The organism is Pseudochelatococcus sp., assembly GCF_050946405.1.
GTDB lineage: Bacteria > Pseudomonadota > Alphaproteobacteria > Rhizobiales > Beijerinckiaceae > Pseudochelatococcus.
Genome location: NZ_JBMNUS010000008.1, coordinates 137,878 through 157,583, shown reverse-complemented (window position 1 = coordinate 157,583; position 19,706 = coordinate 137,878). Strand labels below are relative to the sequence as shown.

Here is a 19,706-nt window from a genome sequence, read left to right as displayed (position 1 = left end):
CTCACGGGCCGGCCGGCCTGATGGCGAGGGGCCGCCCGCCGAGCGGCGCGAAGGCGCGGGAGCGGCAGGTGAGCACGATCACCTGCTGCGTCTCGCCCGCGCGGCTCAAGGCGTCGAACATGCGGGCGATGCGCCCGTCATCGGAATAGACCAGCGCATCATCGAGAACGATCGGCACCTCAAGACCGCGCTCCGCCAGCAGGGAGCCCATCGCGAGCCGCGTCAGCACCGCGATCTGCTCCTGCGTGCCGTCCGACAGATTCTCGAACCGCTCCGCATCCTCCGCGCCGCGCCGCACGCCGGCGATGACGTATCCGTCGCCGAGCGCGATCTCGGCGGCGGGAAAGACGTCGTTGATATAGGGCGCGAGGTGGCGGCGCAGCGGCGCGGTGAGCCGGTCGCGATGCCGGCGGTAGCAGGCTTCCACGGTGTCGCGCAGCAACCGCAGGGCGGCGGCGCGCCGTTCGATCCGCGCGACCTCCTGCTCCGCCAGCAGCAGGTCGGCCCGCAGCGTCCCGGCGCGCTCGCCAAGGCCGTCGCCGCCGGCGCTCTCGATGCGCCCCTCCAGATTGGCGATGACGCGCTCCACGTCCTCCTGCTGCGCCCGCCGATGGCTCATGGCGTCTTCCAGCCGCCGGATGCGCAGGCGCAGCCTGTCGATATCCTCGACGGAAGGCGCCTGCCGCCGCTGCCCCTCCAGCGCCGCCGCCTGCGTCTCCAGCGCCTCCCGCGCCCGCAACAGCGCAGCGTCGCCATCGGCAAGCCGCGTGGCGCGCGTGGCGTCCGGCAGTACGGCGAGGTCCGCGTCGAGGCTCGCGCTTATGCCGGCCAGCGCCCCCGCCATCTCGCCCACCCGCGCGGAGAGCTTCGCGAATGTACCGTTGAGGGCGGAAAGGCGCGCATCGAGCGCCAGCCCCCGCCGGGTTGCCGCCTCCCGATGCTCCCGAAGCGCGGCAAGCTGCGCGGCGATATCGGTTTCGGAAAGGCACGCCTCGGGATCGTCCGCGGCCGGGTTCGCTGCGTGCTGGCTGACGATACGCGCGATGGCGACATCGAGCCCGGCGATATCGTCGGAGAGCGCGCCGGCCGTGACGCCGGCGGCGCGAAGCTCGGCCTTCAGCGATGTGGCATCCGCCTCCAGCGCGGCGCGTGCGGCGCGGCCGAGACGCAATTCCTGCGGGCTCCCGCAGCCCGTCTGCTTCAGCAGCGTCTCCAGCGCCGCCTCATGCTGCCGGCGCAGCGCCACGGTCCGCGCATCGGCGGGAGGCGGCGTGACGGTCACGGTCGCGATGTCGCTCACGGCAATGGTGATCGGCCGCAGCGCCGCCCGCACGCCGTCGTCGTGAACGGCCTTGCCGTCGATCCGCACCCGCCCCGCGCCAGACGGCCCCAGCGCCACCGACACCTGCGCGGCGGAAGCGGTGAGGCGCGCGTCGCAAACGGCGATTTCCCGTTGCAGCCTGTCAAGCTCCGCGATGGCCTGCACCGTCGCGCGGTTGGCGTCCAGTCCCGCAGCATTGGCCAGCAGCCGCTCCCTGAGCGTGGCGCGCTCTGCCCGGCGGCGGCGAAGAACGTCCAGCTCCGCCATCCGCGCGCGGGCGGCCGATATCCCTTGCAGCGCCCGTTCACGGGTTTCTTCCCGATGGATGTCGGCGGCGAGGGCAACCTTGTCGGCTTCAACGGCAACGATGCCCGCACCGGCAGCCTCGAGCTGCGCGTCGAGCGCATCGCGTTCGGCAACCATATCCGCCAGCCGCCGGCGGCCCTCGTCGATGCGGGCGGCGCACCGCCTGTCCTCGGCGAACGCGCGTTCGGCGTTATCGTGGGCGAGCCGCGCCTTCTGCTCCGCGACCTCGAATCGGGTGAGCAGGGCTTGCGCGGCCTCGCCGTCCGCCAGCGCCTTTCGCGCCTGCGCCAGATCCCCGGCAAGCTCGGCGGCGAGCGCCGGATCGCTGAGCACGGCACGCTCGCGCAGGCGGCCGGCAAGTTCCGTGAGGCGCGCGTCGAGATCCGCCAGATGCGCCTCGACACCGGCCAGCTCGGCTGCCAACCCGTCGCGGCGCTGGATGGCGGCCGCAAGCGGCCCGCCCGCGCGCGGCCGCCCCTGCGCGGTGACGAGACGGTCGAGATCGCCCGCAACGGCGGCCAGCACGAGCTGCGCGCGCTCGCCGCCGACCAGCGTGCCGACCTCCTCATGAATGGCGCGGTTGAGCGCGGCAGCCGCCGCCTCCGAAGGATCGGGCACGAGGAAGGATTGGCGCTGCCCCACCCACAGGATGCCGAACGCCGCCTCGTCGACGCCGGCGCGGCCGCTGCCGGGCGCGACGCCGATCAGTTCCCAGACGGCCTCATCCGCCGCCCGGTCGCGCGCGACGAGCGTCCCGTCGCGGAAAAACTGCGCCGAGCGGCTGCGCAGGAACGACTTTTCGATGCGGTAGGCGGCTCCCGCATGCTCGAAATCGAGCGCAACCCTGACCGGCAGCGACAATCCGGCGCTGGCGAGCGCGCTCACATCCTCCCGGGTGGTGCCGTGCCGCTCGAAGAGGCAGGCGCGCACGGCGCGAAACAGCGTCGACTTGCCGGCCTCGTTGTCGGCCGCGAGCACGTTGACGCCCGGTCCCAGCCCGGAAACGGCCACCGGCGTGGCGAACTTGCCCACGCCCTCGACCCTGATGCCCGTCAGCCTCATGCCGCGCCGTCTCCCGTCACCTGCGGGCCGCCGTCACCGGCGACGCGGGTATAAAGCTCCACCAGCGCATCTTCCGCCTGTCGGCGCTCGTCCGGCGGCCTCGTCTCGTCACGGGCGAGGGCGCGCAGCAGATCGGCGGCATGGCGCAGCACGCCGCCGAAATCGATCGATTCGAGATCCTGATCGGTGGGACGGGCGACGAGCTTCGTCATGTCGGCGTCGAGATGGAACAGCGCCGCCGACAGCGCCAGCAGCCGCGCGTCCAGCGCCGCCCGATCGGCGAGGGAAACCGCCCCGGAAAGACGGAGCCGCAGCACCAGCGCCGACAGGCCGCCGAGCCCGCGCACGCGCGCATCGAGCGCCTCGATATCGTCGGCTCGCGCGATGTGTTCCTCCACCGTCAGCCAGCGATAACGGCCGGTTTCCAGCGGCGTGACGGCCGGCGCGGCGAGCGGGCCGGGAATGTCGACGAGCAGGGCCGTTCCCCGCTCCTGGCCGCCGGCGCGATCGGGCTCCGGCGTGCCGGCGTACCAGACGCGCGCCGAGATACGGGCCGTGCGATGCCAGTCTCCCAGCGCGAGATAGGCGAGCGCCGCGCGCTCCGCCCGGCCGGGATCGACGGGATTGCCGGCTTCGCCCTCCGTGCCGAAACCGGCGACCGCGCCATGCGCCAGCCCGATGCGCGGCACGCCGGGCGGGCTTTCGGCTCCGTCCATCCAGCGCGTGAGGTCGCCCGTCTCGCTCTTGCGCGTCAGGGGGGCGGGCAACAGCACCGCTTCCTCGCCCAGCGGGACGGGAGCAGGCGTCAGATGCGCGTGAACGTTGGCGGGCAGGCCATGAGCATGCAGCCTGTCCCACAGGCCGCGCGGGCGATGCGGATCGTGATTGCCGGGGATGAGGTGCCACGCGACGCGCGGAAACTGGCGCATGCGCTCCAGAGGCTCCAGCAGCGTGCGCGGAGAAGGCTGCTCGCTGTCGTAGACGTCGCCGGCGACGAGGACATGGGCGACGTCCTCGCGCATCGCCAGTTCGCCGATTCGTTCGACAGCGGCGAGGCGGGCCTGGCGCAAGACGCTCTCGCGGTCGCGGAACTGCCTGAAAGGCTTGCCGATTTGCCAGTCGGCCGTATGAATGAAGCGCATCGTTGTCTGCAATGGAGAAGCCAGCTTCGCACTATGCCCGCAAATGAACGGCCGATGAAGGCGCAGGGTGCAATTTTGCCGGCATTGTCCTACATGAAAGAGCAAATCGTGGAACCGTTCCGACAATCATGATGCAATCCGACGATCCGCCATCCGGCAACGCCGCGCCGGAAGACGCGGAAGACAACGATACCGAAGAGCTTGCCGACACCGATCTGTGGGCCGACGACGCGAGCACGCCGCCGTCGCTGCGCGCTGGCGCGCAGGTGATCCGGCGCTTCTGGAAGACGCTGCCGCATCTGCCCGGCGTCTATCGCATGATCGACGCCAATGGCGAGGTGCTGTACGTCGGCAAGGCGCTCGACCTGAAGAAGCGCGTCGCCTCCTATGTGCGCGGCATCGGCCACGGCGGCCATCGCACCATGCGCATGATCGCGCAGACGGCGGCGATGGAGTTCATCACCACCGAGACCGAAACGGCGGCGCTGCTGCTGGAAGCCAACCTGATCAAGCAGTTGCGCCCGCGCTACAATGTGCTGATGCGCGACGACAAGTCGTTTCCCTATATCCTGCTGACCGGCGATCATCCGGCGCCGCAACTTGTCAAGCACAGGGGCGCGCGCGTGCGCAAGGGGCGCTACTTCGGGCCATTCGCCGATGGCGGCGCCGTCAACCGCACCGTCAACGCCATGCAGCGCGCCTTCCTGCTGCGCACCTGCACCGACAGCTATTACGAAAACCGCACCCGCCCGTGCCTGCTGTTCCAGATCAAGCGCTGCGCCGGCCCTTGCACCGGCGAGATCTCGCTCGCGGATTACGCCACGCTCGTCGGCGAGGCGGCGGATTTCCTCTCCGGCCGCTCCACCGCCGTCAAGCGCCGGCTGGCGCAGGAGATGCAGGAGGCGGCGGAGGCGCTGGAGTTCGAACGCGCCGCGCGCTACCGCGACCGCCTGGCGGCGCTCTCCACCGTGCAGGGCACGCAGAGCATCAACCCGCAGACCGTCGACGCGGCGGATGTTTTCGCCATCGCCGCCGAGGCCGGTCTCTTCTGCATTCAGGTGTTCTTTTTCCGCAACGGCCAGAACTGGGGCAACCGCTCCTACTTTCCGCACGCGGACCGCGACCTGCCGCTGGAGGACGTTCTTTCCGCCTTCCTGGCGCAGTTCTACGCCGACAAGCCGTGCCCGCGGCTCGTGCTGCTGTCGCACCGGCCTTCCGATCACGATCTGCTGGAAGGGGCGCTTTCGGCCGGCGCGGGCCATGCGGTCGAACTGGCCGTGCCCCGGCGCGGCGAGAAACGCACGCTGGTCGCCCATGTCGCCCATAACGCGCAGGAGGCGCTGGCGCGCCGGCTCGCCGATACGGCCTCGCAGGACAAGCTGCTCGGCGCCGTGGCGCAGGCGTTCGGCCTGCCGCACGCGCCCCGCCGCATCGAGGTCTACGACAACTCCCACATTTCCGGCACCAACGCGGTCGGGGCGATGATCGTGGCGGGCCGGGAAGGCTTCATGAAAACCCATTACCGCACGTTCAACATCCGCTCGCAGGAGCTGACGCCCGGCGACGATTTCGGCATGATGAAGGAAGTGCTGCACCGCCGTTTCTCGCGCCTGGTCAAGGAGGCGCCGCGGCCTGACCCGACCGCCGAACCCGCCGTGGAAACGGATGCGGAGGAGGGCGATGCGCCGTTTCCGGCCTCGTTCCCCGCCTGGCCCGACCTGCTGCTGATCGACGGCGGACAGGGGCAGGTGGCGGCGGTGCGCGCGGTGCTGGCCGACATCGGCGTCACCTGCGTTCCCGTCGTCGGCGTGGCGAAGGGTGTCGACCGCGATGCCGGGCGCGAGACTTTCTTCGTCGAGGGCCGTGCGCCGTTCCGCCTGCCGCCGCGCGATCCCACGCTGTATTATGTGGAGCGGCTGCGGGACGAGGCGCACCGCTTCGCCATCGGCACGCACCGGGCGAAACGCAAGCGCGAGTTCACCAAAAGCCCGCTCGACGAGATCCCCGGCGTCGGCCCGGCGCGCAAGCGGGCGCTGCTGCTGCATTTCGGTACGGCGAAGGCGGTTTCGCAGGCATCGCTGGAGGATCTGCGCGGCGCGCCGGGAATCAATGCGGCGACGGCGAAAATGGTCTATGGCTTTTTCCATGAGCGGGATGGATGATCCCGCGCAGGGATTCGTCCGCAAATCAGGCCGGTGCATGCATGAGCCCTTCCTCCCATAACACTTCCGCCAGGCCGCAGGAGCCGCGGCCGGGGAGGGCGTCGAGCGCGCTGAACCTGCCCAATCTGCTGACCTACGGGCGCATTCTGGCCGTTCCCGCCGTCGTGGCGTGCCTGTTCTGGCCCAACGAGCAGGAGATGCGCTGGGCCGCGCTCTCCATCTTCGTGCTGGCGGCGGTGACGGACTATCTCGACGGCTATCTCGCGCGGGCGTGGTCGCAGCAATCGGCGCTGGGGCGGATGCTCGATCCGATCGCCGACAAGCTGCTCGTGGCGGCCTCGCTGCTGATGCTGGTGGCGGACGGCACCATCCGAAGCTGGTCCCTCTGGGCGGCCATCATCATTCTGTGCCGCGAAATCCTCGTCTCCGGCCTGCGCGAGTTTCTGGCCGACCTGCGCGTCAGCGTGCCGGTCACCAGAGTGGCCAAATGGAAGACGGCGGCGCAGCTCGTGGCGCTGGCCTTCCTCATCGCCGGGCAGGCGGGCGAAACGGTTTTGCCCGGCACGGTGCGCATCGGCATCGCGCTGCTCTGGATTTCGGCCCTGCTCACGCTTTATACGGGGTGGGATTATCTCAATCACGGCATCCGCCACATACTGGCGCAAGACGAGCGTTCGCGGGAGTGATGCGGCCATGATGGAAATGTCGTCGCCGGCCGCGCCGCCCCGCGTGCCGGAGGGTGGGGCGCGCCCATGGTTTCGCGAGTTGCGGGCCACGGCGGCGCTCGGCTGGCCGCTCGTGCTCACGACACTGGCGCAGATGGCGATCACGGTGACGGACGTCATCTTCATCGGCCGGCTGGGCGCGCAGTCGCTCGCCGCCGCCGCGCTGGCGACGAACCTTTTTACGCTGGTCATGCTCTTCTCGCTCGGCCTGCTGACGGCCGTGTCGCCGATGATCGCGCGCGAACTCGGCAAGAGCCGCTTCGCCCTGCGCGAGGTGCGGCGCACGGTGCGGCAGGGATTGTGGTCGGCCACTGTCGTCTTCATTCCGTGCGCGCTGTTGCTGTGGAACGGCGAAGCGTTTCTGCGCGCGATCGGGGAGCCGGCCGAATTGTCGCGCCTCGCCGGCGATTATCTGCGCGTGTTCATGTGGGGGCTGCTGCCGTTTCTGGGCTATCTGGTGCTGCGCTCTTTCATCTCCGCGCTCGAGCGGCCGCAATGGGCGCTGGTGGCCGCCGTCGTCGCCATTCTCGTGAACATTCTCGGCAACTGGCTGCTGGTGTTCGGCAACCTCGGCTTTCCGCGGCTGGAAATGGTCGGCTCCGGCATCGCGGGGGTGATCGCCAACGTCATCCTGTTCGCGACGCTGGCCATCGTGGTGGTGCGAGACCGGCGCTTCCGCCGCTACCGTCTGTTCGGATTCTTCTGGAAAGCGGACTGGCCGCGCTTTGTCGCCCTTTGGCGGCTGGGGCTGCCGATCGCGGCGCTGTCCACTTTCGAGATCAGCATCTTCAATGCCGCCGCATTCATGATGGGCTGGATCGGCGAGGCGGAACTCGCCGCGCACGCGGTCGCGATCCAGCTTGCGGGCATCGCGTTCATGATACCGGTCGGCCTCTCGCAGGCGGTGACGGTGCGCGTGGGGCGGGCCTTCGGCGCGGGCGACCGGGCAGGCGTGGCGCGCGCCGGGTGGATCGGCATCGGTCTCGGCCTTGGCGCGATGGTCGTGACCGCCTTCCTGATGACGGTGATGCCGGTGACGCTGGTGAGCGTGTTTCTCGACATTCACGACCCGGCCAACGCGCCGGTAGTCGAGCTCGCCGTCACCTTTCTGGCCTTCGCGGCGCTGTTTCAACTCGCCGACGGCGGACAGGTGCTTGGCACCGCCGCGTTGCGCGGCCTGCACGACACGCGCGTGCCGATGATCTACGCCGTCGTCGGCTACTGGTGCGTCGGGCTGCCGCTCTGCGTGGGGCTGGCGTTCGGCGCAGGATTGAGGGGCTCGGGCATCTGGGCGGGTCTCGTCGCAGGTCTCGTGACGGTAGCCCTGCTGATGATGGCGCGCTGGACGAGGCGCGAGCGCATCGGGCTGGTGCGGTTCTCGCCGAAAACCGTTGCCTGAAGCGTCTTCAAGCAAAGCGGATACTGCCTTTCTTGAAGAAAACACGCCGGATCAATAAGATAAAGCATTTCGGTGTTTCAACAAAAAACCGAAATGCTTTAAACGATTTCGACCTGAAGACGCGACGACATCAGTCTGGCGGCCGGCCTCAGCGGCCGGCGCTGCGTGGCGTCGGGGCGGAGGCCGGCGGTTGCGCGGCCTGCCGCGCTTCCAGCGCCATGCGCAGGCGTTTTGCATCGCGGATAATGGCGGGGGGCGTTTGTGCCGATGCGCGCGCATCATAGGCGGCGAGGCACAATCCCGCCTGCGCCCACTGCTTCAACGCCACGGTCAGTTCCAGCGCATGAAAATGCGGAATTTCCCATTCGGGACGCAGCATCGCGGCGGCCTCAAAGGCCCGCAGCGCGTTTTCGGGCTGCCCCTTCATGCGCAGGCATACGCCGTATCCCACCCAGTAATCCGCGCTGCGGCTCTCCAGCAGGCAAAGGGCGCGGAACAGCGGCTCGGCGCGATCGATCCGCCCCTGCGAAAACCAGTTGTGCGCCCGCGCGTAAAGCGCCTCGACGACCCCGGCCGGAACGGACAGCGCCTGCGCCAGATTCTGCCCCGCGGCGAGTCGCTCGAACACCGGCGCGCCATTGATGCCGAGCGCCGCCATCATGTCGCGGAAGGCGGCGCCGACCACGGCCTCCTCCTCGGAGCCGATGCCGAGCGAGCGGCCCGGCGGGCTCCCGCCCTGCCGCCGCACTTCGGGGTCATCAGCGGCAGAAACGACGCCGGCAGGACGTTGCGCCATGAAATACCTCCCGAAACTGCCCGTCGCACGGTTTCCACCGCAGCCGTCACTGTGCCGCCTGTGCCCGCATTTCCCCCGCAATCACGGCACGCTCCAGAATGGATGACGCATCCCGCTGCATGGCGGTGTCGCCTGCCGCCTCGGCGAGACGCACGGCTTCGCGAAGGTCGCCGATGGCGGCGTCGAGATCGCGCAGGCCGAAAGCGGCGCGACCGGAAATGAAATAGCCCACGGGATTGTCAGGAAAAAACGAAACGATCGCCGATGCCGCCTGCATGGCGAGGTGATATTCCTTCATCTCCAGCGCGCACGACGCCAGACCGACCTGAAAACGGATCTCCGTTGGCTCGCAGAACACGAGGGCGGCATACATCCGCATCGCCTTGTCCTGCTCTCCGCGCCGGAGCATTCCCGCCGCGATGTCGAGCCCCACCAGCAGATGTTTCACCTCAAGGCCGAGAAGCTTGCTCAACGACGGTGATTGCGCCGACGAAGAGGCCTCCCCGCCGGGCAGCGCGGTTGCAGCGGATTCCGTGACAGTCATTTCATGCCTCCCGAACGCAACGTTCTAAAAGTATAAATGCTCAAAGACGAAAAATAAATTCCGAATCCTGCGATTTTCCACCGTCGACACGGGTATTCTGATGACCGCCATTGCCCGCTTCCTCACCGGACAGAAGCCTGTATACGTTCGAAAAATGGATGCAAAACCTGTCTATTGCCTCCGCCACAGCTCCCGTTCCACCATATGAGTAGTCTATATTACGCTGGATGACGATCGCCTCTCCGCTATCCGTGCCGCGCACAAGCACCGATGCGGGGCTGACGCGCAGATGGCGCATGTTGCTTTGCAGCACCTGCCGCACCTGCACGGCGCGCTCGTGCGCATCGTCGGCAAGCGGGCGTATGGCGGCGGAAAGCACCATCCGCCGGCCGCCGTTGCCGGGGCTCAGGCGAACCGCCACCGTTTCCGTCTCCAGCATGATCGAGTCGTCAGCCGCGAAGGCGGGCGCGCCGAGGCCGAGCGCGTCCCATAATTCGCCGACGACGCTGCGGAAGCCGTTCATCGAATGACTCCCCGTCCGTGTCCGCCCGTTACCGGCCTGTTCATCGCATGCCCGTCCATGTTGGTTGACCGGCCCCGGTCGGGCCGGTCGTCAGCCTCAGCCCTTGCGGGTGACGGCCTCCTTGGCCTGCTGATCGGCCTCGAGGATTTCCTTGATGGACTGGATGAGCGAACTGACCGTCGTGACCAGCGCCTGCACGATGTTCTGCTCCATGCTCATCTGGGCATTGGTCTCCTGCGCTTTTGCCGCCTCCTCGCTGCCCTCGGCTTCGAGAACCTTGATCTCGGCGCCCCAGAAGCCGCTACCGGCTTCCTTACCGGCATTCAAGACCATTCCAAGACCTTGCATTATCATGGAATGGGCTCTTGCGGCGTCGCCCGCCGAGGCGACATCGTCCGATGCGTTCCCCGTCTTGCCGGAAGCGCCGCCGGCCTGGGCGCCGCCGTCGGCCGGGGGGGAAGCTTGCGGGGAGCCGCCATCAGCGGGAGCAGCCGCAGGAGCGGTCGTTTCAGGTGTAGCCGCGGGAGCGGCAGCAGGTGCAGGAGCTGTCGCCTCAGACGCAACCGGAGTAGCAGCGCCGGACGACGGCGCAGGCGTCGCAGTATTGGTCGTGGCCCCTGGAGTGACGGTCGACGTCGTTTGAGTTTGAGTCCGGACCGCACTGCCTGCGCCCCTGGCCGCCATGACGCCGCCGGCGAACGATACGAACCCCGAAACACCGCCGATGACGGCATTGCCGATCGCCATATCCTCCATCTTCTTCGCCGCATCCATCATCTTGTCGGCCTGGCCGAGCAGGAACGACTTGGCCACTTCGGCGAAGGCGAGCGTCGCCAGACGTTCCGACTGGAACGTCTGATTCGAGGCCTCGATGATCAGCTTGGCCAGCAGGCTGGTGTCACGGGCGCCGGCGTACAGAGAATCGCGGAGAGCCTGAAGCTCCTCGTCGGTCAGCGTCTCCGTGTCTTCCGAGCTTGCCGTCGTGCCGGCCGTGCTCGCGGATTTGGCGCTGCCGCCGACAAGCTGGTTGAACAGCGCCTCCAGCTTGATGAGGGCGGCATCGAGGACCTCGACATCCTCCGGGCTCAGGTCGCCGGCATAGTCGGAGATCTGAAGGCCGGCCAGTACGCTGGCCGGCGGAAGCGCACCGCTGTCGCCGTAATTGCCCTTGCCGGCGGTCGCAACCGCCACCGTATCGATGCTGTCCGTCCGAGTGCTGTCGTAGGACTGGGTGCTGTCGTAGGACTTGACGGAAGCGCCGGTAGAAACACTGGATGCGCTCATGATCGGACCTCTCCGAAACGATGTTGAAATATGATCTTCAAACAACCCGCGCCGACGCGCCCGCTCCGAACCGGCTTCGGGGAAGCCCCGTGCCGAGCGGACGCCGCGGAGCGAAACCGGACAGACCGGACGTGTCCATCCGATTGAAAAAACGTCAGAACTTGACGCCGGCGAGGGTGCGGCCGTCGTCATCTTTTTCCGCAGCGAGAGATTCGAGGACGGCGGCCATGATCTCGCCGACCTTCTTCAGCGTATCCAGCAGCAACTGCATGTATTCCTCGGTGAATGCCGTTTCGGCCGCGTATTCGGACGCATCCGCGGCCTGCTTCTTCGCCTCCGACTGCGCCATGTCGGCTTCGTAACCATGCGCGGTGGTGTCGGCGGTCGAACCGGCCTGCATGAGGGATGTCGACGCCACGAGCACCAGAGTGGCGGTCTTGACGGCATCCGCGGTCTTTGCGCCCACCGAGATCATGGCAACGGAGGAAGAAGCGCTGGCCGCGCCGAAGCCAAGCGCGACGGAGGCCAGAAGCAGCGCGGCCGTGAAGGCGAGGTCGCCCCATTTGGCCCCCTCATCGCCGGCGATCTCCTTGCCGATATGCCCGCCGATGCCCATGCCGGTCGTTTCCTTGAGGATCAGGTCGGTCACGGCCAGAGTGGCGATGAGGCCCGCGGCGGCAACGATGCCGGGGCCGGCCGCGAAGGCGAGGGCGCCGACGGAGATGACCGACGCGGCAACGCCCATATAGGAGCTGACCTTGGCGAAGAGCCCGTTACCCCTGGACTTGTTGTCGGCCTTCTCCTGCGCTTTCAGGGCCTTTTCGTTCTCCTCGGCACGCTTCGCGGCCTCTGCCTGCTGCTGCGCGGTCGTTGCCTCGATGGAGACTTCCGCGTTCTCCTTCGACGCCTCATCCATCGCGGCCATGATCTCCCGCACCAGCGTTTCGGTATCGGTCGACCCCAGCGACGACAGCATCGTGCCGAGATGCGCCAGGGCGTTGAGGAAGAGTTGAGCCGCTCCGGCGGCAGCCGATCCGCCGCTGTCCGGCACGGCGGTGGTCGTGCCGTTGACGCCCGAGCCCGCGCCGGTGCTTCCCGTCGTCGTGGTGGTCACGGTGTAGGTGGTAGAGGTGGAGGTGTAATATTCGTTGCCAACATTGCTGACGGACATGAAACGATCTCCAGTATCGATGCGCAGGCATGATCATCCTGCCGATGAAAGCTGATGGTTTGAAATCATTCCTTGCTGATGATCGAGCGTCGTGCGTCGATGACAGCAAGTACCTTCCTGGCCTGCTCGGCGGTCAGCGCATCCTTCGCCTCTTCGGCGGTGGAGAGCGCGCCGGCCACGAACTCCCGCGCCTCGTCAAGCACGCCCTCGCCCAGCAGGCATTCGCCGATTCGCAGATAGCCCGCGGGATCGTCCGGCTTCGCATAAACGTAGCAGGCGTAGATGCGGCCTGCGTCCGCATAGCGGCGCTGTATCTGGAGCGTCACCGCGGCGGCGTAGATCGCCCGCGCCTCGTGCGGATCCAGCATCATGGCCAGCAGCAGCTTTTCCTGCGCCTCGGGAAGCGCGCCGGCCTGAATCAGGTTGTGCGCGGTGGCGAGAAGGGCTTCGATGTGCTCGCTCGTCAGGCCGAGGGTGTTTTTCGGCGTGCGCCCGGCGTCCATGGCCTTGAAGACTTCCGCGAAGACTTCATCGGGATCGCGGTCGATACCGTGGACATTGCGAAAGAATTTTCCGGCAACGTGTTTGTAGGCGGCCGATGCGGCCTTCGCCTCGGCCGGCGTGGGCGGCGTGACGTCGAGAAAGGACATCGTGAAATCCCCCGGATTGTGCTGACGGCGCGACCGCCATCCAATGCCCGGAAGCTACAGCCCTTCGCCTTCCTCATCTGTGCCGTAAATGACACCTGCGCGCCGTTTGCGGAATTTTGATGCCGGCGCGGATCACTCGGGCTCTTCCAGCCCGCTTGTTCCATGGCGCAAATAGGCTTCCAGTGTGTCGCCGGCGCTGTCGTGCAGGTTGAGCGCGAACAGGCTGCGCGCCTTCATGTAGCGACGCATGCGCTGGTGGAGGGTGGGGCGGTAAGCGCCGAAACGCTCGATCGGATCGGCATGGTCCAGTTCCTCCAGCGCGCGCAGCGTGTCGGCCCAGTCCTGCATCAGGAAGCGCGCGATGGCGCGGGCGAAAAGCACTTCCGTCGCCGTGTCGCCCATCAGGTGAAGCGCGTCGGCCAGCGTGCGCGCACGGGCGAAATAGCCGTGCTGCGCCAGCACGAAAATGTTGAGCAGCAGAAAATCCCGCTCCCGCCGGGTGGGAGCGGCGGCGCTGGCGGGCGGATGGCGGCCGACGACCCTGCTCATCCGCGATAGAGCGCGGCGAGCGAGGCGCGCACCTCGGCATCGAGCAGCAGGTTGCCGTCGATCAGGTCCAGCGCCTGCTCCAGCACGGCCCGGCGCGGGCCATCGGAAAGCGCGATGTGCGCGGCGAGCAGCGTGCGCACGTCCAGCCGCGTGTCGGCGAGGCCGGCGGGGGCCATCAGCTCCGGCGCGACCGTCGCCGGCTGGAGCAGGTCCGGCAGGCGCTCGTCCAGCGTCGGCCGGTGAAGCACGTCGTGAAGCGGGCGGTAGGCCGGCTTCCACGCCGGCGCGCCGACCGGCTCCTGCGGCAGGTGAAATTCATCGCGCACCCGCCAGCGGGAAATGGATTCGATGCCGATATCGAGGTCTTCGACACGCCGGGGGAAGTGCCCCACCGCATCGATTCGCGGGTCGAGTGGCATGGATCAAGGCTTTCCGATGGTGAACCGTGTGCACGCCGTCACACGGCGCGGGCAATACTCTGGACGACTTCGTTCAGTTTGGAAAGCGCGTTGTTGGCCATTTCGAAATAGCGGTTCTTTTCCTTCTCCGCCGTGCTGATGGCGTTCATCTGGATCTGCGTTTCCTGATTGATGACGGTCACGGCGTCGGAAAGCTGCGTCGCCATATTCGACCAGGCGGAACTCTTGTAACGTATCAGCTGGCCCTCGTTATTAACGATTTCGAATTGTGGCCGCGTGATCCCGCGCAACGTTTCCAGCGGATGGGCGGGCTGCACCATCTGCTGTGCAGTCGGAGATCCATTGTGAGAATATAATATTTTCATAAACATGGATATGGGTTTTGCGTTTTCAGCCGATACGTTATGTCCACCGCTATATCCAGTGTTCATGTATCTGATCTTGTTTCCGCTATTCGTGGCAATGCTTATTGTTTCATTCATTTTAATCTGAGCTTCATTATATGTTTTCAGCAAACCGTTCTGTTGTTCGACATCCTCCGAGAGAATTTCAATCTGTGCTTCCGCATCCAGCATGTAATAAAGCTGGAACATATAGACGAGCGAGGGGACATCCAGCTTCTTGCCATAGGTATCGGTATGCGTGCTCGCCAGCGCGTCGCGCGCCCGACCCAGCTCCAGAAGGCGCTCCTCCTGCGTGTAATAGTTTTTCGCCCCGTCGATGAGAAGCGCGTTGTCGTCCGAACTTATCGTATAAGTATAGTAGCTTATACCTGAATCAGGGTTTGTTTTGTCGTTTCTCACGCGTAAATACTCCGGCTGCGGCGGCAGGCTGCCATAGGCGAGGGCCCGGTCGAAGCGCTCCAGGATGTCCGCCGCTTTCGCGTCGATCTCGCTTTGCAGAAAAACCGACATCGCCGAGACCTGGCTGATGAGCAGGTTGATCTCATCCAGAAACATCTGCTTCTGGGTGGCCGTGAAGTTCGTGTCCTGACCGTTCTTCGCCGGTAGCGCCGTGTTCTTAACGGTATTTAAAAGGCTCGTCAGGGAAGCGGGCACCGTGGTCGACAGCCCCAGCTTCAGCGCCACGTTAGCGAAACCCGGGCGATCGACGACGGCCGCCTGTTCCGATTCGGACAGCAGGCCGATGGCCTGGCTGTCGAGCTGCTCCAGGATGATCGGCTTCGTTCCCGCGTCGTTCAGCACGGCCGTCAGCGTGGGATTGGAGGAGCCGGCGGGTAATTCCATGTAGAGGGCGGGCGGGCTGGTGTCCACCAATCCGTATCGGATGAGAATGGCGGTCTGATCGGCGGAATGCAGGGCGAGAAAATAGTCCTCGAACGACTTCGTTACCCCGCCCACGGTGATGGTGCTCGGCGGCGACGAGTGGCTGCTCGTATAGATGGCGCCGGCGGCGACGGGCGTGACGGTGTTTTCCTCCTGATTGAGGAAATTACCCTTCCCGTTGCGTTTCAGCGTCACGGGCAGCCATTTGGTATCACTGGTCGACTCGTTCTTGATCACCATGTAGGTGAGGGGCGAGCCATCGGGCAACTGCGTCGCGTCGAGCCCGAGGATCGCTCTCGCCTGCGCGACCGACGTGAAGGTAAGCATGGTGCCGTTGGCGAGGATGTAGTTTTCGTCCGCGCTCGCCCATTCGCTGGCGGAAACAACGGAAGCCGCAGTCGTCGCGGTCGCGGTGGCGGCCATCGGTGTCACTGTTGCGAGAGAATCGGCCGCCGCAAGGGTTTCCGCCTCCGCCGCGAGAGCGGACAGCAGCGATTCGGAAGCCGGCGTCTCGATCACCGTCGACGCGGCGCTCCCCTGCGCCGCGGCGCCTGTCGTCTCCGCGGTTTCGGTTTGTCCGCTTTCGGCTTGCCCGCTCCCGGTGGTAGCGGCGGTTTGCGTTTCCGCATCCGTCTCCGAATAATAGACGGTGCTTTCGGGGAGAGAAGTTGAAATCGACATGGTGCTCTCCTTGACGGTCAGAGCCTGAGCTTCATGCGCCTGGCGGGGATTTTTCTCGCGGCGGGCGGGGATGGGGGCGCGGATGGGGCCACGGGAGGAACGATCTCCGCCGATTGCACCTGAGCGAGCACCACGGCAACACGCTCGGCCAACTGGTCGATCAGCAGCAGAAGATCCGGCATGCTCCTGGCGCGTGTGAGAGCCGCGAGAAGACGCCGGACGGCACGGTCGTTGCTCACGTAGGGCGCGCGCTCGATCTCGCGCAGCCTGTCGCCGATCTGGGTCAGCAGGCCGTGCCAGTCCGGTTCGGTCCGGTTCCTGCGCTGCCGCCGCCAGGCCTCGATCGCCGCGATGGCGGCGGCCGCGTTGCCGCCGGCGGCGGCGAGTGCGGCAATGGCCTCCTCGTGCGGGGAAGTCGGGGAAGGAGATGGCGCGCTCATGCGGATGGTCCTTAGCCGGCGGTTCTTGCTGGCGGTTCTTGCTGGCGGTTCTTGCCGATGGTCCTTGCGATCAACCGTTCCCGGACCATAGCGATTGCCCGGCCCGCGCCCTGTGCCGAACGTCACAGGCGGCTTGCAACGTCCGGGCGTGATATTCGGCACAGGGAGAGCGGGGCGCGCATGCATAATGGCGGACAAGGAAGGCCGTGCCGTCGGCCAATCTCGCCCGATACTGGAGACCGATCATGTCGACCACCGTCGTTTCCGGCAGCGCCCCCGTCACGATTGCCGCAACCACCGAAGAGCCGGAAAGCGTCGTCGTCCCTTCCGCCTCGGGATCGTCGGCCTCCGTGTCGACGACGCAATACCAGGTGCCCGATTCCACCTTCTCCTGGTCCATCCCGACCGCCGCGGTCAGCATCCGCTCGCCGACCGGCACCAGCGACCTCGGCGTCAGCGTCGCCGAGGTGCTGGCGGAAAACGAGGCGCTGCGCGGCGAGCTCGACAAGGCCCACACCATTTCCCTGAGCGCCCGCATCAGGCAGACCATCGAGACGACGGTGGCATCCACGGCGAAGATGCAAAAGCTCGAGGATGAAGTCGCCGCTCTCGAAGCCCAGCGCGAGGGATATGCGACGCCGCGCGATACCTTGCAGGATTCCGTCAACAGCAAGAGCAACCAGAAAAACACGGTTGAAAGCCAGATCGCCGCCAAGCGGCAGGTCATCAACGAGCAGAACGCGCTCATCGCGAACCTCGACAGCGCGCTGGCCGCGCTCGACGCGGGTGGAGACGTGAGCGCGCGCGATACCCTGCAAGCGCAGCTCGACGGACTCACGACGAGCCGCGCCACGTTGCAGGCGGAGCTCGACGCGCTGGAGGAAGCGCGGAACATCGACGCCGGGGATTCGCTGCAATCGATCACAGATGCCATCGACGCCTCGCTGACGCAGCTTTCGGCGGAACTCGCCGCGCTGGGCGAGGGCGCGGAAAACGACACCGCCCGCAGGGCGCTTCAGGAACAGATCGCCGTGCTCTCGGCGCTGAAGCCGGCGCTGGAAACCGCCGTCGCCGATCTCGCCATAGACCCCGAAGCGGGCGCCGTGCAAACGCTGGAAGCCTTCCACACGGCGGTGCAATCGGCGACCGACGCCCTGCGGATCGGGCTCGAAAGCACCGGCGACGAGGAGACCGGCGAAAGCGAAGGGACGGGCGAGACGGAAGAGGAAGGGGATTCCGACGAATCCGATATCGTCTATGAGATCAGCGGCGAAACGATCCTGAAAAAGCAGATCGAGACGCTGGAGAGACTCGCCACCCTGCTGGACAGCCAACTGACGGCGCTGAGAGGCGCCGACGAGAGCGATGAGGACGAGATCGAGGACGGTGCCGGCGAAACCGATCCCGCGGACGAAGCCTTCATCGATCCTGGCGCGGCCGAGGGCCTGCGCCTCGTCGTGAGCGCGCTTTTCGACACGGTGTCGAAAACGCAGGCCAACATGGCCACCCTGATGAGCTACGACAGCTATTCCGCCAGCACCGCGCTCCAGCAGGCGATCGACGAGCTGAACGCCGGTATCGCCGCGCTTCAGTCGGAACGGGATAATCCCGAGCTGGACGACGCCGACGACGGGGAGGAGCCGGGCGAGATCGACGACGAGGCCGCGCAGGCGGCGCAGGAAGCCTACGCGGACGACATCGCGGCGTTGCAGGACCTGGTTGCGCTGCTGGAGGGCAAGCTATCCGCGCTGCCGGATACGAGCGGCCTTTCCGAAGCCGAGGCGCTGCAAGCGGAAATCGACGCGCTCGCCGAAGCTTACGACGCCATGGCGACGATCCTCGGAATGGATGTCGACGACGAGACCGCGGCGGACGGCGTATCCGCACGGGTTCTGGAGTTTGGCGAGAATGCGGCGTCCTTGCTCTCGAATTCGGCGGAGAGCCTGACGAACCATCTGGCGAACGTGAACGACGGCGAATTCATTGCCGACAGGACATCGACCCTGCTCGGGTATTCGTCGGTCGCGGATGCCCTGAGCGGGCTCGTCGCGCCCCTTGAGAGCGCGATCGTGGCGTTCGGCGACGACACGGTCGCCAACACGATCTATAGTCTCGAATACCAGATCGCCGCGATGGATACGAGCATCGCCACGCTCCAAACCGAGATCGACAGCATCGACGCGGGCGCCAGCGCGCGGCAGGCGCTCGCCAACCAGCTCGAAACGGTGGACGCGCAGACCGCGACCGTGCTCGCCGATATCGCCGCCATCGACGCGGAAAGCGGCACGCGGGCGGAACTGGCGGGCCAGCTCGATGCGCTGCAAGCCCGGAGCGTCTCCCTTGAGGCTGAAATCGATGCGCTGGAACCCGGAAGCGCCGAACGGCTGACGCTTGAAGAACAGCTTGCGGCGCTGCAAACGGACGCCGCATCGCTTCAGGCCGAGATCGACGCCATCGATGCAAGGGCGGCCGGGCGGCCGGCGCTGGAAGCACAGCTTGCAACGCTGCAAACGGACGCCGCATCGCTTCAGGCCGAGATCGACGCCATCGACGCGGCGAACGACACGCGCCTGCTGCTCGAAAACCAGCGCAACGCCGCCACCGCCGCCATCGGCGAGGCCAACGCGGCAATTACCACGCTCACCTCACAGAAAAACACGCTCCAGAGCGAGATCACCGCGCTGAACAACCAGATCAGGATCTATAATACCTCGATCGCCACGATCGACACGCAGCTCGCGGCCAAGGAAACCGAGTACGACGCGCTCGTGTCGGCCGCCGCGACCGATACCGAAACGACGAGGACGCAAAGCACCGCAACCGCCAGCACCCTTTTCCAGACCCTGTTCGACAGCATTCTCGAAAGCCTCGGCGAGGAGTTCGACCAGATCAAGAAGTCCGGCAACCGCCAATGGCATTGGGGGGCGACGGCCGAGGAGCGGGCCACGCAAATACTGGACGACGGCGCGGGGCGTCCGGCGGCGGTCTACGGAGACCGCGAATCGCCGGCCGTGAAACAGCACGCACAGCGAATTGCATTGCAGGTCGCCGAGATCATGGATGCCGTGATCACGCTGAGATCGGAGACCGAGGCGCAGCAGGACGACGAAATGGAGCAGCACCAGCGGATGCGCGCCTGAGGCGGGGGCGGACGAACGGTCGCACGGGCTATCTTCCCTTTACAGGACATGCCATAAGATAACCCCTGAAGGTTATGGCAAATGCAAATGCGCCCAGCCGCATGAG

Annotated in this window: 17 protein-coding genes; 5 read left to right on the top strand and 12 right to left on the bottom strand. The window is 66.5% G+C overall.

The genetic code is table 11. The features are described 5' to 3' along the window. Position 1: 1 nt before the first annotated feature. Complete coding sequence (locus tag ACOYJQ_RS13320) at positions 2 to 2,689, bottom strand: hypothetical protein (protein WP_433459048.1); 2,688 nt, start codon at positions 2,687 to 2,689, stop codon at positions 2 to 4. Beyond that, positions 2,686 to 3,801 carry a metallophosphoesterase family protein gene (locus ACOYJQ_RS13315; protein ID WP_433459145.1) on the bottom strand — a complete coding sequence of 372 codons (1,116 nt, stop codon included), beginning with the start codon at positions 3,799 to 3,801 and terminating at the stop codon, positions 2,686 to 2,688. Before ACOYJQ_RS13315 ends, ACOYJQ_RS13320 begins: the two co-directional genes overlap by 4 nt. Between ACOYJQ_RS13315 and ACOYJQ_RS13310 the strand changes: the two genes are divergently transcribed. The 4 genes from ACOYJQ_RS13310 to ACOYJQ_RS13295 are packed head-to-tail and all read left to right on the top strand — an operon-like array spanning position 3,691 to position 8,117. Continuing rightward, positions 3,691 to 3,963 (top strand): hypothetical protein, encoded by a 273-nt coding sequence (locus ACOYJQ_RS13310; RefSeq protein WP_433459150.1) that lies wholly within the window; start codon positions 3,691 to 3,693, stop codon positions 3,961 to 3,963. The two genes, ACOYJQ_RS13315 and ACOYJQ_RS13310, sit on opposite strands and share 111 nt — an antisense overlap. Next, positions 3,960 to 5,993 carry an excinuclease ABC subunit UvrC gene (gene uvrC / locus ACOYJQ_RS13305; protein WP_433459046.1) on the top strand — a complete coding sequence of 678 codons (2,034 nt, stop codon included), beginning with the start codon at positions 3,960 to 3,962 and terminating at the stop codon, positions 5,991 to 5,993. The genes ACOYJQ_RS13310 and uvrC overlap by 4 nt, the downstream gene beginning before the upstream one ends. Before the next feature lie 41 nt (positions 5,994 to 6,034). After that, positions 6,035 to 6,679 (top strand): CDP-diacylglycerol--glycerol-3-phosphate 3-phosphatidyltransferase, encoded by a 645-nt coding sequence (gene pgsA / locus ACOYJQ_RS13300; RefSeq protein ID WP_433459045.1) that lies wholly within the window; start codon positions 6,035 to 6,037, stop codon positions 6,677 to 6,679. A 16-nt stretch (positions 6,680 to 6,695) separates the two neighbouring features. Next, positions 6,696 to 8,117 (top strand): MATE family efflux transporter, encoded by a 1,422-nt coding sequence (locus ACOYJQ_RS13295; RefSeq protein WP_433459144.1) that lies wholly within the window; start codon positions 6,696 to 6,698, stop codon positions 8,115 to 8,117. A 148-nt stretch (positions 8,118 to 8,265) separates the two neighbouring features. Here ACOYJQ_RS13295 and ACOYJQ_RS13290 read toward each other — a convergent pair whose 3' ends face one another. The 10 genes from ACOYJQ_RS13290 to ACOYJQ_RS13245 all read right to left on the bottom strand — a co-directional run bounded on the left by ACOYJQ_RS13290 (position 8,266) and on the right by ACOYJQ_RS13245 (position 16,460). Further along, on the bottom strand, positions 8,266 to 8,913 hold the full coding sequence (locus ACOYJQ_RS13290) for a hypothetical protein (protein ID WP_433459044.1): 648 nt from the start codon (positions 8,911 to 8,913) through the stop codon (positions 8,266 to 8,268). Between the two features lie 46 nt (positions 8,914 to 8,959). Beyond that, complete coding sequence (locus tag ACOYJQ_RS13285) at positions 8,960 to 9,457, bottom strand: hypothetical protein (protein WP_433459043.1); 498 nt, start codon at positions 9,455 to 9,457, stop codon at positions 8,960 to 8,962. A gap of 40 nt (positions 9,458 to 9,497) precedes the next feature. Then, on the bottom strand, positions 9,498 to 9,980 hold the full coding sequence (locus tag ACOYJQ_RS13280; protein WP_433459042.1) for a hypothetical protein: 483 nt from the start codon (positions 9,978 to 9,980) through the stop codon (positions 9,498 to 9,500). 96 nt (positions 9,981 to 10,076) lie between these two features. Further along, complete coding sequence (locus ACOYJQ_RS13275) at positions 10,077 to 11,264, bottom strand: hypothetical protein (RefSeq protein WP_433459040.1); 1,188 nt, start codon at positions 11,262 to 11,264, stop codon at positions 10,077 to 10,079. Between the two features lie 154 nt (positions 11,265 to 11,418). Continuing rightward, entirely contained in the window at positions 11,419 to 12,435 is a 1,017-nt protein-coding gene (locus tag ACOYJQ_RS13270; RefSeq protein ID WP_433459039.1) for a hypothetical protein, read from the bottom strand. Positions 12,436 to 12,500: 65 nt separating this feature from the next. Next, complete coding sequence (locus ACOYJQ_RS13265) at positions 12,501 to 13,085, bottom strand: hypothetical protein (protein WP_433459038.1); 585 nt, start codon at positions 13,083 to 13,085, stop codon at positions 12,501 to 12,503. A 132-nt stretch (positions 13,086 to 13,217) separates the two neighbouring features. Further along, entirely contained in the window at positions 13,218 to 13,634 is a 417-nt protein-coding gene (locus ACOYJQ_RS13260) for a hypothetical protein (RefSeq protein WP_433459037.1), read from the bottom strand. Further along, on the bottom strand, positions 13,631 to 14,053 hold the full coding sequence (locus tag ACOYJQ_RS13255) for a hypothetical protein (protein ID WP_433459036.1): 423 nt from the start codon (positions 14,051 to 14,053) through the stop codon (positions 13,631 to 13,633). The genes ACOYJQ_RS13260 and ACOYJQ_RS13255 overlap by 4 nt, the downstream gene beginning before the upstream one ends. Positions 14,054 to 14,091: 38 nt before the next feature. After that, on the bottom strand, positions 14,092 to 16,020 hold the full coding sequence (locus tag ACOYJQ_RS13250) for a hypothetical protein (RefSeq protein ID WP_433459035.1): 1,929 nt from the start codon (positions 16,018 to 16,020) through the stop codon (positions 14,092 to 14,094). A 17-nt stretch (positions 16,021 to 16,037) separates the two neighbouring features. Then, a complete protein-coding gene (locus ACOYJQ_RS13245; protein ID WP_433459034.1) occupies positions 16,038 to 16,460 on the bottom strand; it encodes a hypothetical protein in 423 nt (140 codons plus the stop codon). A 245-nt stretch (positions 16,461 to 16,705) separates the two neighbouring features. Between ACOYJQ_RS13245 and ACOYJQ_RS13240 the strand changes: the two genes are divergently transcribed. Further along, on the top strand, positions 16,706 to 19,600 hold the full coding sequence (locus tag ACOYJQ_RS13240; RefSeq protein WP_433459033.1) for a hypothetical protein: 2,895 nt from the start codon (positions 16,706 to 16,708) through the stop codon (positions 19,598 to 19,600). Positions 19,601 to 19,706: the final 106 nt, after the last annotated feature.